The sequence below is a fragment of the Pseudomonas sp. 478 genome (genome assembly GCF_003254125.1).
Lineage (GTDB): Bacteria > Pseudomonadota > Gammaproteobacteria > Pseudomonadales > Pseudomonadaceae > Aquipseudomonas.
In genome coordinates this window covers 529,272-542,212 of the sequence record NZ_QKZG01000003.1, presented here as the reverse complement: position 1 = coordinate 542,212, position 12,941 = coordinate 529,272, and the positions used below count along the sequence as shown (strand labels likewise).

Sequence of the window (12,941 nt, the reverse complement as noted above, 5' to 3'; positions counted from 1 at the left end):
TCTGATCGGCCGCCTTCGCGAGCAAGCCCGCTCCCACATTAGATCGTGTACCTGTCCCGCGCCTCGGTCTAATGTGGGAGCGGGCTTGCTCGCGAATGGTTTCAAGCCGAACCTGGATAATGGCATTTAGCTAATTCTTGACTGAACGAATCCTCCAAATCCCCCGTCATACCCGCCCTTGAGCTAGCGCACGAACAGTACCGCCGAGCCTTGCGATTAGTCCTTAGCCCCCTATTCATGTTTAACTTGAACGCTCATTCAAGTTAAACCGCCGGTTTGCTGCCCGCTCACAACAGGAGGCTTGCCTTTGCCGAGTCCGTTACTGATTGCCCTGTTTCTCCCCCTTGAGGTGCACCTTTCATGAGTGCATCGCCCACCCCCGCCAGCGGTCAGGTCCGCATGAATCCGCCGGTGTTTTACTTCTCGGCGACGTTCATTTTGCTGTTCGGCATCATCGTCATCGCCATGCCTGAACAGGCCGGTGCCTGGCTTCTGGAAGCGCAAAACTGGGCGGCCAACACGGTCGGCTGGTACTACATGCTCGCAATGACCCTGTATCTGGTCTTCGTGGTGGTCACCGCCTTGTCCGGCTACGGCAAGATCAAGCTCGGTGCCGACCACGACGAACCCGAATTCAGTTACCTGTCCTGGGCCGGCATGCTGTTCGCCGCCGGGATCAGCATCACGCTGTTCTTCTTTTGCGTGTCCGAACCGCTGACCCATTTGGCGCAACCGCCGCAAGGCGACGCGAACACGGCGGAAGCAGCGCGTCAGGCGATGCAGATTCTGTTTCTGCACTGGGGCCTGCACGGCTGGGGCGTGTTCGCCTTCGTCGGCATGGCGCTGGCCTACTTCGCTTATCGTCATAACCTGCCGCTGGCCCTGCGTTCGGCGCTCTATCCGCTGATCGGCAAACGCATCAACGGCCCGATCGGTTACGCGGTGGACGGCTTCGGCATCATCGCCACGGTGTTCGGCCTTGGTGCCGACATGGGCTTTGGCGTGTTGCACCTCAACTCGGGTCTGGACTACCTGTTCGGCATCGCTCACACCCAATGGATTCAGGTCGGCCTGATCACGCTGATGATGGGCGCGGCGATCATCGTTGCCGTGTCTGGTGTCGATAAAGGCGTACGCGTGATGTCCGACATCAACATGCTGCTGGCCTGCGCGCTGCTGCTGTTCGTGTTGTTCGCCGGCCCGACTCAGCACCTGCTCAACACCTTGATCCAGAACATCGGCGACTACCTCGGCGCCTTGCCGATGAAGAGTTTCGACCTCTACGCCTACGACAAACCCAGTGACTGGCTGGGCGGCTGGACGGTGTTCTACTGGGCCTGGTGGATCGCATGGTCGCCGTTCGTGGGCCTGTTCATCGCACGGATTTCCCGTGGCCGGACCATCCGCGAATTCGTCTTCGGTGTGCTGCTGATTCCGCTCGGCTTCACCCTGGCGTGGATGTCGATCTTCGGCAACAGCGCCATCGATCAAGTCCTCAACCACGGCATGAGCGCCCTCGGCATGTCGGCCATCGATAACCCGTCGATGACCCTCTACCTGCTGCTGGAAACCTACCCGTGGAGCAAAACCGTGATCGCGGTCACGGTGTTCATCAGCTTCGTGTTCTTCGTCACCTCCGCCGACTCCGGCACCGTGGTGCTATCGACACTGTCCGCCAAGGGCGGCAATCCTGACGAAGACGGGCCGAAATGGCTCCGGGTGTTCTGGGGCGCGATGACCGCGTTGGTGACCAGTGCGCTGCTGTTCTCCGGCAGTATCGATGCGCTGAAGTCAGCGGTGGTGCTGACCTCGTTGCCGTTCTCGATGATCTTGCTGCTGATGATGTGGGGGCTGCACAAGGCGTTCTATCTGGAGTCGCAGAAGCAGATCGCGCAACTGCATTCCCTGGCGCCGGTCTCCGGCTCGCGGCGTGGCGGCTGGCGTCAGCGTTTGAGTCAGGCCGTACATTTCCCGTCACGGGATGAGGTCTATCGCTTCCTCGATACGGCGGTGCGCCCGGCGATTGAAGAAGTCTCGGCGGTGTTCGTCGAGAAGGGTTTGAAGGTGGTCACTCAGCCGGACCCGACCAACGACAACGTCAGCCTGGAAATCGGTCATGGCGAGGAGCGTCCGTTCATTTATCAGGTGCAGATGCGCGGCTACTTCACACCGTCCTTCGCCCGTGGCGGCATGGGTTCCAAGGAACTCAACAACCGTCGTTATCATCGGGCCGAAGTGCATTTGAGCGAGGGCAGTCAGGACTACGATCTGGTGGGTTACACCAAGGAGCAGATCATCAACGACATCCTCGATCAGTACGAGCGGCACCTGCAGTTCCTGCATTTGGTGCGTTGATCGAGAACCCGTGGCGCCGGGCCTTTTTCAGGTCTCGGCGCTCAACACCATGAACAGCACCAGCGCCGCCACCGGCACACTGAACACCACCGTGCCGATCATCAGTTCCGTACTCAGTGACTGGCCGGCCGTGACCACACCAACGGCACCGTTGATCAACGTCAACGCCAGCCACAGGACCACGAAGCTGTAGGTCAGTGTCTGTTGGCTGAAGCCGATTTTCTCGCCGATGAACAGCATCAGCGCCAGCAGGATCAGGCCGAAGGAGATGATGATCGTGGTGTGCATGGTGTGTTCCGCCCTTCAAATGTGTGTTGCTTTTGGGGCCGCCTTCGCGAGCAGGCTCGCTCCCATAAGGTCGTCGCAATCCTGTGGGAGCGAGCCGGCTCGCGATAGGAGCGCTGCGGTATCAAGTGAGCATAGTTAAACCAGCCCACCGTTGACGCGCAGTGCAGGAAATCCTGATCGATATGCCACCACCGCCGATGCCGGTTGGGGGAAGTGCTTGCGGGGGCACGGTAGCCGCAGTTTCACAGATCGTTCCCACGCTCCGCGTTGGAATGCCTCAACGGACGCTCCGCGTTCGGCTCTGGATTGGGACGCGGAGCGTCCCGGGCTGCATTCCCACGCAGAGCATGGGAACGATCATATGAAACGTTTCAGCATTTTCTCGAGTCCGAGGTCTATCGGCGTTTGTCTGGGCGTATGCTGGGCAACTTGCGAAGCAGTCGATACCAACTTCAAGACAGACAAGAGAGGATTCGATGACCTACACCGCTGCCGAAAACCGCTACGACTCCATCCCTTACCGCCGCGTGGGGCGCAGCGGGCTGGTGCTGCCGGCGCTGTCTTTGGGCCTGTGGCACAACTTCGGTGACAGCACGCCGATCGACACCCAGCGATCGTTGCTGCGTACCGCGTTTGATCTTGGCATCAACCATTTCGACCTGGCCAACAACTACGGCCCGCCGTACGGCAGTGCAGAGATCAATTTCGGTCGTTTGCTGCGTGAAGACTTCAAGCAGTATCGCGACGAGCTGATCATCTCCAGCAAGGCCGGTTGGGACATGTGGGCCGGCCCTTATGGCCAGGGCGGCGGTTCGCGCAAATACGTGCTGGCCAGCCTTGATCAGAGCCTGCAGCGCCTGGGCCTGGACTACGTGGACATCTTCTATTCCCACCGCTTCGACCCGGACACGCCGCTGGAAGAAACCGCCAGCGCACTGGCCACCGCGGTGCAACAGGGCAAGGCGTTGTACATCGGTATCTCCTCGTACTCGGGGGTTAAAACCCGTGAAATGGCCGCGCTGCTGAAAGAGTGGAAAGTCCCGTTGCTGATTCACCAACCGGCTTACAACCTGCTCAATCGTTGGGTAGAAAAAGACTTGTTGGATACGACGGACGAACTCGGTACGGGCGTGATTGCGTTTACGCCGTTGGCTCAGGGGTTGTTGACCGACAAGTACCTCAACGGTGTGCCGGCGGACGCGCGGGTCAATCGTCCGGGGGGAGGTTCGTTGCAGGCGGCGCACCTGTCCGAAGCCAACATCGCTCATGTGCGCGCGCTGAATGAGATCGCCAAACGTCGCGGTCAGAGCCTGGCGCAGTTGGCATTGGCGTGGACGTTACGCGATCCGCGCGTGACGTCGGCGTTGATCGGTGCGAGCCGGCCGGAGCAGATTATCGAGAACGTCGGGGCGTTGAAGAATTTGAGCTTCAGCGTGGAAGAGCTGGCGGAGATTGACCGGTTTGCCCAAGAGGGCGGGGTCAATCTTTGGGAGAAGCCTTCGACGGCGGAGTAAGTATTTGGCGCCAGAACCTTTGGCGCCTGTCAGATTGTCTTCGCGAGCAAGCCCGCTCCCACATTAGACCGAGTCGTTCAGTAAGAAAGCGGTTGAATGTGGGAGCGGGCTTGCTCGCGAAGAGGTCATCAAAGCCAATAAAGAACTTCAGGGTTCACCGGAAAAACGGCACATCCCCCAACACCGTCGCCCGCTGCATTACCCGTCGCGCCGGCCGGTAATCATCCACGGCGTAATGCTGCGTCACGCGGTTATCCCAAAACGCCACGTCGTCCTTCTGCCAACGCCAGCGAATGGTAAATTCCGGCCGCGTGGCATGGGCAAACAGAAACTTCAGCATCACCTCGCTTTCGGTTTCCGACAGCTCATTGATCTTCGACGTGAAGCCTTCATTGACGAACAACGACCGACGTCCGCTCACTGGATGAGTACGAATCACCGGGTGTGACAGCGGCGGGTTTTTCCTGCGCGCTTCTTCCCACTGGGCCAGCGCTTCGGGCGTGTTGCCATAGCGCTCCAGCGGGAACGAACGGGTGAAATCGTGGGTGGCGGTCAGCCCTTCGAGCAAGGTTTTCATCGGCGCCGACAGCGCTTCATACGCTGCGATACCGCTGGCCCATAGCGTGTCGCCACCAAACTCCGGCAGCAACTTGGCACTGAGTACCGCGCCCAGAGCCGGGGTCGGCAGGAAGGTCACGTCGGTGTGCCAGATCGCGTTGTCGCGCACGTCGGTGACGGCTGTATCGAGGATCAGCACTTCGGGCTGTTCCGGCACATTCGGGTAGATCGGGTGAATGTGCAGGTCGCCGAAATTGGCGGCGAAACGTGCTTGCTGCTGGGGTGTGATCGGCTGATCGCGGAAGAACAACACTTGATGTTTGAGCAGCGCCTGCTCGATAGCGTCGCGCTGTTCCAGGCTCAGCGGTTGGCTGATGTCGACGCCGCTGATGTGTGCGCCGAGGGCATAGCTTAAGGGGACGATGGTCAGGTTGCTCATGGTCTTTCTCTTCAATCCGGGGTGCCGACTGTGGGAGCGGGCTTGCTCGCGAATGCGGTGTTTCAGTCGAAGCAGTGTTGCCTGACACGCCGCATTCGCGAGCAAGTCGAATCGTCGCACCGCCGCTCCCACAGGGTTATTTAGTGCGCCTGGCCATGCCACGGCACCAGTTTGCGTTGCAAGGCGCGCAAGCCCATTTCCATGGCGAAGGCGATCAGCGCGATTACCAGAATCCCCAGCACCACCACATCGGTGACCAGAAACTGCGCGGCCGACTGCACCATGAAGCCCAAACCACTGGTGGCAGCGATCAATTCGGCGGCAACCAGCGTCGACCAACCCACACCCAGGCCAATGCGCACACCGGTCAAAATATCCGGCAGCGCACTCGGCAGAATCACATGGCGAATCAACTGCGCCCGGGTCGCGCCTAACGACTGCGCCGCGCGCAATTTGGCTGGGTCGACGGTACGCACGCCGGTCGCCGTAGCGATGGCGATCGGGGCAAAGATCGCCAGGTAGATCAGCAAGACTTTCGACAGCTCACCGATGCCACACCAGATCACGATCAGCGGCAAATAAGCCAACGGTGGAATAGGGCGGTAGAACTCGATCAGCGGATCGAGAATGCCGCGGGCAATGCGGTTGTGGCCGATGGCGATTCCAACGGGTACGGCGGTCAGCACCGCGAAGCCCAGGCCCAGACCGATTCGGCTGAGGCTCGCGCCAAGGTGCTGCCACAACGTTGAATCCATGTAGCCGGTGGTCACCAGCAGCCAGCCTTTTTGCAGCACCGCGGACGGTGGCGGCAGGAACAGCGGTTCGATCATTCCAGTGGCGGTGACGGCCCACCAAATGGCAACGAGAGCGACCAGTGTCAGCATGCTGATCCAGCGCGTGTTCAAACTGCGACGCAGCGGGATTACCGTCGAGCCCGGTTTCACCGTCGCGGCGGGAATTTCATAAATGCTCATGCGCGCTCCTGCCGCTGGGCGGCGCTGCGTTGGGAGAACACTTTGGCGAGCACGTGTTCGCGGGTTTCGATAAAGCGCGGGTCTGACTTGATCGAACGAGCCGACTCCCCGGCGGCATAACGCTGACCGAAATCCAGGCTCAGGCGCTCAACGATTTGCCCAGGGTTCGGCGCCAGCAGAATCAGGTCCGTGGCGAGAAACACCGCTTCTTCGATGTCGTGAGTAATCAGAAAAACGGGTTTTGCGGTGCGCTGCCAGACTTGCAGCAGTAACTCCTGCATCTGTTCGCGGGTGAAGGCATCGAGGGCGCCGAAGGGTTCGTCCATCAGCAACACGCGCGGATCAGCCGCCAGGGCTCGGGCCAGGCCGACACGTTGCTTCTGCCCGCCCGAGAGTTGCCAAATCCGACGGTTTTCGAAGCCGGAAAGGTCCACCAAAGCGAGCATTTCCCGAGCGCGCAGTTCACGTTTTTCCCGCGCAATGCCGGCCAGTTCCAGACCGAAACCGACGTTGGCCAGCACGTCCTGCCAGGGCAGCAGAGCATCGTCCTGAAACACCACGCCGCGTTCGGCGCTCGGGCCTTTGACCGGGACGCCATCGAGGGTGATGCGCCCGGCGCTGGGCTCGACGAAACCGGCAATCAGGTTCAACAGCGAGGTCTTGCCACTGCCGGACGGACCGAGGGCGACCAGCAATTGCTGGGGCCCAAGACTCAGGGAAATATCCGCCAGTACCGGTTCGGGGCTACCTGGGTACTGTGCGCTGATGCGCTCCAGCTGAAGCAAAGCCATCGCAATTAACTCCGATCAGTTGGTGATGTATTTGGCGCTGACGTACGGGGCGTAATCCGGCAGCACGGCTTCAACCTTGCCTTGTTCTTTCAGGAACGCGGCGGTGTCGGTGATGGCCTTGGTGGTCGGCGCGCCGAGGGTGATCACCTGATCAGCCGCCAATGGAAAGACGTTGCCTTGCAGCAGCAATGGAATGTCGCTGGCCTTGGCGCCGGAGAGCTTCACCAGCTTGTCGACGTTGGATTGATTGGCGAGCCAGGCTTTCGGGTCTTTGCGGTAGTCGGCGTAGGCATCGAGGGTCACTTTGGCGAACGCGGTGACGATTTCCGGGTGCTTCTCGGCGAAGTCTTTACGCACGATCCACGCATCGAAGGTCGGCGCGCCGAACTTGGCCAGTTCGCCGGAGGTGATCAGCACTTTTCCGTTTTCCTTGGCGACACCGAGGGCTGGGTCCCACACGTAAGTGGCGTCGATGTCACCGCGTTTCCACGCGGCAATGATGGCTGGTGGGGCAAGGTTGAGGACGGTGACTTTTGATGGGTCGATATTCCAGTGCTTCAGCGCGGCCAACAGGCTGTAGTGGCCGGTGGAAACGAACGGCACGGCGATTTTCTTGCCGATCAGGTCCTGCGGGGTTTTGATCCCGGAACCGTCACGGACAACCAGAGCCTCAGCGGCGCCGATCTGCGTGGCGATGAGGAAGGTTTCTACCGGGACTTTGCGGGTGATTGCCGCCGTCAGGGGGCTGGAACCGAGGTAACCGATTTGCACGTCGCCGGAAGCGATGGCGGCGATGATGTCGGCGCCGTTGTCGAATTTGCGCCAGTCGATCTTGGCGTTGGTGGCTTTCTCGTACGCGCCGTCGGCCTGGGCGACTTTCGCCGGGTCTACGGTGGTCTGGTAGGCGACGGTGACGTCAGCCGCCTGGGCAAAGAAACTCACTGCAGCCAGAGACGCGGCCGCCAGGAGGCGAAGGGGGAAAGTCAGTTTCATTGAGAAGCTCCTTTTCAGACGACCGAGAGCCGGCGTGAAAAGAAGACTAAATGATCTAAGAATCCGAAAATAAATAACTTTTTAGAATGAGCTTATGAGCGGAAAATTCTAAGCAGGTACCCTGATCGTTCCCACGCTCTGCGTGGGAATGCAGCCGGTGACGCTCCGCGTCACCTGGACGCGGAGCGTCCCTTGAGGCATTACCACTCAGAGCGTGGGAACGATCATATATTTTGGCATTGCGTGCAGTCAGGTGGATCGACCCCTCACCCCAGCCCTCTCCCCAGAGGGGAGAGGGAGCCGAACTTCATGCTTTTCGGAACTTGAGTTCGACTCGGGCTTTCAGGTCGATGTATGACGTGAGACGCCTCGGTCAGTCCCCTCTACCCCTTGGGGCGGTCCGACGCTTCGGGAGGGTTAGGGTGAGGGGTGGATCTTGAGGTTAGTTGCTAATGGCCAGAATGCTCGCCTGATACGACCCGACAAACACATCGAAATCGCCGACTTCGTTCTGCTCCAGCTCAATCTGCTCAGCCAGCGACGAACGCGCCCGGTCTTCAAACTTCGCCTGATCTTCGCCACTCAACGGCTCGCTGCGGAAAAACTCCGCATGCGCCTGGCTCTGACGCAGGGAGAACTGAGCAAAGCTCTCCTTGTGCTCAGCCATCGCCGCCAGCACCTGGGCCGATGGTGTCAGCGATGGATCCTTGACCTTGGCCAGTTGCGCATCCAGCGCCTTGCTATGCGCATCGCCGCCATGACTCTGATCCAGCATCGCCGCCAGGGGGGCAATCTTCTCCAGCAACTCGCTGGCCCACTCTTTCAGGTCCACCGGATGACCGTCGCGTTGCAATTGCAGACCCGGACGGCGACCTTCCTTGACCACGCTGAGGAAGTTCGAGGTCGCGTTGCCGCACGAGGTATTGGTCAGCAGCGGGCTGTCGTTCAGCGCGCAATACAGCAGGAATGCGTCGAGGAACCGCGACTCCGGCAGATCGATGCCCATCGGCAGGAACGGGTTGATGTCCAGGCAACGCACTTCGACGTACTGAATGCCGCGAGCCACCAGCGCCTGGATCGGCCGTTCGCCGGTGTAGGTCACGCGTTTCGGACGGATGTTGGAGTAGTACTCGTTTTCGATCTGCAGGATGTTGGTGTTGAGCTGAACCCACTCACCGTCCTGATGCGTGCCGATTTCGACGTACGGCGCGTACGGCGTGGCGACCGCTTTGCGCAGGCTGTCGGTGTAGCTGGCCAGATCGTTGTAGCAAGGCGTCAAACCGGCCTGGGCGTTGCTCTGGTAACCCAGGTCACTCATGCGCAGGCTGGTGGCGTAAGGCAGGTACAAGGTGTCCGGGTCCAGTTGTTCCAACTGGTGCGAACGACCGCGCAGGAAACCGGCGTCCAGCGCAGGCGAAGCACCGAAGAGGTACATCAGCAGCCAGCTGTAGCGGCGGAAGTTGCGGATCAGCGCGATGTAGGCCGACGACTGATAGTCACGGTCGGTGCCGACAAAACCTTCTGCTTCCTTGAGCAGCGGCCAGAGCTTTTCCGGCAGGGAAAAGTTGTAGTGAATCCCGGCGATGCACTGCATGGTCTTGCCGTAGCGCAGGGCCAGGCCCTTGCGGTAGACGTACTTGAGCTGACCGATGTTGGAGGTGCCGTAATAGGCAATCGGGATGTCTTCCTCGGCCGGCAACGGGCACGGCATCGATGGACTCCACAGGTACTCGTTGCCGAGCTTGCTGTAGGCAAAACGGTGGATCTTGTCCAGGCTCGCCAGCGTATCCGCCGGGTCGGGCAGGGCGGGCGTGATGAACTCCAGCAGTGACTCGGAATAGTCGGTGGTGATTTGTTCGTTGGTCAGCGCGGAACCCAATGCTTCCGGGTGCGGCGTTTGCGCCAGGCGACCTTCGCCGGTCACGCGCAGGCATTCACGTTCGATGCCGTGAAGGCACTGTTCGAGCAGAGAGAGGTTAGCGCGCTCGCCGAGCAGAGCCAGGCGGCGGTTGAGAAGTTCGCTCAAGTTGGATTCCTTCACGCGTCAGTCGCCCCAATATGGGGGTGGGCAAGACGGTCTACAAGGGTGAAGTTGAAACTGGCGTTTTCGCCTGGTTTTTTCGAGCCGCACAGGCCTAATGCCGGTCAGACAAGGATCAATCGCCACAATCCCTGTGGGAGCGGGCTTGCTCGCGAAGAGGGCGTGTCATTCAACGATTAAGTCGCCTGATACACCGCCTTCGCGAGCAAGCCCGCTCCCACAGGAAATCCCGGCGCAGGATTCATTGCGCCGAAATTAACTCAAATCGATGGCATTCATCTACAGGACAGCGAACGTGCCTTGTGCTTTTGCGACGAGTTTGTCGCCTTGCATCACATCGGCTTCGACCACCAGCGTGCGGCGGCCCGGGTGGATCACCCGCGCCGTGCACATCACTTCACCGTCTGCGACGGCGCGAATGTAGTTGATCTTGCACTCGATGGTCGCGCTCTGCTGGTCAAAACCATGGGTGCTGGAACAGGCCAGCCCCATGGCAATGTCCACCAGACTGAACAAGGCTCCGCCGTGCAGCTTGCCGCCGCGATTGCGCAGCTCTGGCGCAAGCCCGAGGGCGACTTGCGCCACCCCGGTCTCCAGGATGTGCAAGCGACACCCCAGCAACTTGAAAAAAGCGCTTTCGGTCAGCCCGGCCGGGATCTCCATCAGCGTTTCTTCAACTGCTTGGCATTGGCGAACAGCGAAGCCATGGCGTTGTTGGCCGGGGCCGCCGCCGTGGTTTCTTTACGCGGTGCGGTGTTCTGGGACTGGCGTGGCGCCGAACCCGGACGTGCACCACGGGCACCGTCGATTTTCTCGCCCGGCGTGTCGCTCATGCGCATCGACAGGCCAACGCGTTTGCGCGGAATGTCGACTTCCATGACCTTCACTTTCACCACGTCGCCGGCCTTCACCGCTTCACGCGGATCCTTGATGAACTTCTCCGAAAGCGCAGAGATATGCACCAAACCGTCCTGATGCACGCCGATGTCGACGAAAGCACCGAAGTTGGTCACGTTGGTCACCACGCCTTCGAGGATCATCCCCAGCTCCAGGTCCTTGAGGTCTTCGACGCCTTCCTGGAACTCGGCGGTCTTGAACTCGGGACGCGGATCGCGGCCAGGTTTTTCCAGCTCTTGCAGAATGTCGGTGACCGTTGGCAGACCGAAGGTTTCGTCGGTGTACTTTTTCGGATCAAGACGCTTGAGGAAGCTGGCGTCGCCGATCAGCGAGCGAATATCGCGGTCGGTCTCAGCAGCAATGCGCTGGACCAGCGGATAGGCTTCCGGGTGAACTGCGGACGAATCCAGCGGGTTGTCACCGTTCATGACGCGCAGGAAGCCAGCGGCCTGTTCGAAGGTTTTCTCGCCCAGACGCGCGACTTTCTTCAATGCCGCACGGGTTTTGAACGCGCCGTGTTCGTCGCGGTGGCTGACGATGTTTTGCGCCAACGTTGCGTTGAGGCCGGAGATACGGGCCAGCAGCGCCACGGAAGCGGTGTTCACGTCGACGCCCACGGCGTTTACGCAGTCTTCGACCACGGCGTCCAGGCCGCGCGCCAGTTTCAGCTGCGACACATCGTGCTGGTACTGGCCGACGCCGATGGATTTCGGATCGATCTTCACCAGCTCAGCCAGTGGATCCTGCAGGCGACGGGCAATCGACACCGCGCCACGGATCGACACGTCGAGGTCTGGGAATTCCTTGGAAGCCAGTTCCGACGCCGAGTAAACCGATGCGCCGGCCTCGGAGACCATGACTTTGGTCATCTTCATGGCTGGGTATTTTTTGATCAGTTCAGCGGCCAGCTTGTCGGTTTCACGGCTGGCGGTGCCGTTGCCGATGGCGATCAGGTCCACGGCATGCTTGGCGCACAGGGCCGCCAGAATCGCGATGGTCTGGTCCCATTTGTTGTGCGGTACGTGCGGGTAAACCGTGGCGTGATCCAGCAGCTTGCCGGTGGAATCGACCACGGCCACCTTGCAACCGGTGCGCAGACCCGGGTCGAGGCCCAATGTGGCGCGCGGGCCAGCCGGCGCCGACAGCAGCAAGTCGTGCAGGTTATGGGCGAACACGTTGATCGCTTCGGTTTCTGCGCCGTCGCGCAGTTCGCCCAGCAGGTCGGTTTCGAGGTGGGTGTAGAGCTTGACCTTCCAGGTCCAGCGCACCACTTCGCCCAGCCATTTGTCGGCGGCGCGGTTCTGGTTCTGGATGCCGAATTGCTGGCCGATCATGCCTTCGCATGGGTGCATGGCGCCCGGCAGTTCGTCGCCGACTTTCAGCGCCGAACTCAGAATGCCTTCGTTGCGGCCACGGAAAATCGCCAGCGCGCGGTGCGACGGCATGCTTTTGAGCGGTTCATCGTGTTCGAAGTAGTCGCGGAACTTGGAGCCTTCCTCTTCTTTGCCGGCGATGACGCGGGCGCTGAGGGTGGCTTCCTGCTTGAGGTAGCTGCGCAGTTTGTCCAGCAGGCCAGCGTCTTCGGCGAAGCGTTCCATCAGGATGTACTTGGCGCCTTCGAGGGCCGCCTTCACATCGGCCACGCCTTTTTCGGCATCGACGAAGCGCACGGCTTCAGCTTCTGGCGTCAGGGTCGGGTCGTTGAACAGGCCGTCGGCCAGCTCGCCGAGGCCGGCTTCCAGGGCGATCTGGCCCTTGGTGCGGCGCTTCTGCTTGTACGGCAGGTACAAGTCTTCGAGGCGGGTTTTGGTGTCGGCGAGCTTGATGTCGCGTTCAAGTTGCGGGGTCAGCTTGCCTTGTTCCTGGATGCTGGCAAGGATGCTGATGCGCCGTTCGTCGAGTTCTCGCAGGTAGCGCAGACGCTCTTCCAGATGACGCAACTGAATGTCATCGAGGCTGCCGGTCACTTCTTTCCGGTAGCGGGCGATGAAGGGAACGGTAGAGCCTTCATCGAGTAGCGCGACGGCCGCTTCGACCTGTTGTGGGCGTACGCCGAGTTCCTCGGCGATGCGGCTGTTGATGCTGTCCATA

10 protein-coding genes are annotated in these 12,941 nt (G+C 60.5%); 2 read left to right on the top strand and 8 right to left on the bottom strand.

Annotated features, from left to right (window positions below; translation table 11 throughout):
• Window positions 1-399 precede the first annotated feature (399 nt).
• Window positions 400-2,355, top strand: a complete 1,956-nt coding sequence (gene betT, locus DFS28_RS09325; protein ID WP_165934017.1) for a choline transporter BetT — start codon at window positions 400-402, stop codon at window positions 2,353-2,355.
• Window positions 2,356-2,382: 27 nt separating this feature from the next.
• On the opposite strand, the gene DFS28_RS09320 is transcribed toward betT, so the two are convergent.
• Window positions 2,383-2,643 carry a hypothetical protein gene (locus tag DFS28_RS09320; protein WP_111449486.1) on the bottom strand — a complete coding sequence of 87 codons (261 nt, stop codon included), beginning with the start codon at window positions 2,641-2,643 and terminating at the stop codon, window positions 2,383-2,385.
• Window positions 2,644-3,119: 476 nt separating this feature from the next.
• Between DFS28_RS09320 and mgrA the strand changes: the two genes are divergently transcribed.
• Complete coding sequence (mgrA, locus tag DFS28_RS09315) at window positions 3,120-4,157, top strand: L-glyceraldehyde 3-phosphate reductase (protein ID WP_008149262.1); 1,038 nt, start codon at window positions 3,120-3,122, stop codon at window positions 4,155-4,157.
• A gap of 154 nt (window positions 4,158-4,311) precedes the next feature.
• Here mgrA and tauD read toward each other — a convergent pair whose 3' ends face one another.
• The 7 genes from tauD to DFS28_RS09280 form a co-directional block, all read right to left on the bottom strand.
• Window positions 4,312-5,154, bottom strand: a complete 843-nt coding sequence (gene tauD, locus DFS28_RS09310) for a taurine dioxygenase (RefSeq protein WP_111449485.1) — start codon at window positions 5,152-5,154, stop codon at window positions 4,312-4,314.
• 140 nt (window positions 5,155-5,294) lie between these two features.
• Complete coding sequence (tauC, locus tag DFS28_RS09305) at window positions 5,295-6,128, bottom strand: taurine ABC transporter permease TauC (RefSeq protein ID WP_111449484.1); 834 nt, start codon at window positions 6,126-6,128, stop codon at window positions 5,295-5,297.
• The gene (gene tauB / locus DFS28_RS09300) at window positions 6,125-6,919 is read right to left on the bottom strand and encodes a taurine ABC transporter ATP-binding subunit (protein WP_111449483.1); all 795 of its coding nucleotides are present in this window, start codon (window positions 6,917-6,919) and stop codon (window positions 6,125-6,127) included. The genes tauC and tauB overlap by 4 nt, the downstream gene beginning before the upstream one ends.
• Before the next feature lie 15 nt (window positions 6,920-6,934).
• Entirely contained in the window at window positions 6,935-7,912 is a 978-nt protein-coding gene (gene tauA, locus DFS28_RS09295; protein WP_111449482.1) for a taurine ABC transporter substrate-binding protein, read from the bottom strand.
• 442 nt (window positions 7,913-8,354) lie between these two features.
• Window positions 8,355-9,938, bottom strand: a complete 1,584-nt coding sequence (gshA, locus tag DFS28_RS09290; RefSeq protein ID WP_111449481.1) for a glutamate--cysteine ligase — start codon at window positions 9,936-9,938, stop codon at window positions 8,355-8,357.
• Between the two features lie 294 nt (window positions 9,939-10,232).
• On the bottom strand, window positions 10,233-10,616 hold the full coding sequence (locus DFS28_RS09285) for a PaaI family thioesterase (RefSeq protein WP_111449480.1): 384 nt from the start codon (window positions 10,614-10,616) through the stop codon (window positions 10,233-10,235).
• Entirely contained in the window at window positions 10,616-12,940 is a 2,325-nt protein-coding gene (locus tag DFS28_RS09280; protein ID WP_111449479.1) for a Tex family protein, read from the bottom strand. The genes DFS28_RS09285 and DFS28_RS09280 overlap by 1 nt, the downstream gene beginning before the upstream one ends.
• Window position 12,941 lies beyond the last annotated feature (1 nt).

What these genes read in the sequence shown, in the direction of transcription:
- mgrA (WP_008149262.1), top strand. Translation starts at nt 3,120, where the DNA reads ATGACCTACACCGCTGCCGAAAACCGCTACGACTCCATCCCTTACCGC.
- tauB (WP_111449483.1), bottom strand. Translation starts at nt 6,919, where the DNA reads ATGGCTTTGCTTCAGCTGGAGCGCATCAGCGCACAGTACCCAGGTAGC.
- DFS28_RS09280 (WP_111449479.1), bottom strand. Translation starts at nt 12,940, where the DNA reads ATGGACAGCATCAACAGCCGCATCGCCGAGGAACTCGGCGTACGCCCA.
- betT (WP_165934017.1), top strand. Translation starts at nt 400, where the DNA reads ATGAATCCGCCGGTGTTTTACTTCTCGGCGACGTTCATTTTGCTGTTC.
- tauC (WP_111449484.1), bottom strand. Translation starts at nt 6,128, where the DNA reads ATGAGCATTTATGAAATTCCCGCCGCGACGGTGAAACCGGGCTCGACG.
- DFS28_RS09320 (WP_111449486.1), bottom strand. Translation starts at nt 2,643, where the DNA reads ATGCACACCACGATCATCATCTCCTTCGGCCTGATCCTGCTGGCGCTG.
- DFS28_RS09285 (WP_111449480.1), bottom strand. Translation starts at nt 10,616, where the DNA reads ATGGAGATCCCGGCCGGGCTGACCGAAAGCGCTTTTTTCAAGTTGCTG.
- tauA (WP_111449482.1), bottom strand. Translation starts at nt 7,912, where the DNA reads ATGAAACTGACTTTCCCCCTTCGCCTCCTGGCGGCCGCGTCTCTGGCT.
- tauD (WP_111449485.1), bottom strand. Translation starts at nt 5,154, where the DNA reads ATGAGCAACCTGACCATCGTCCCCTTAAGCTATGCCCTCGGCGCACAC.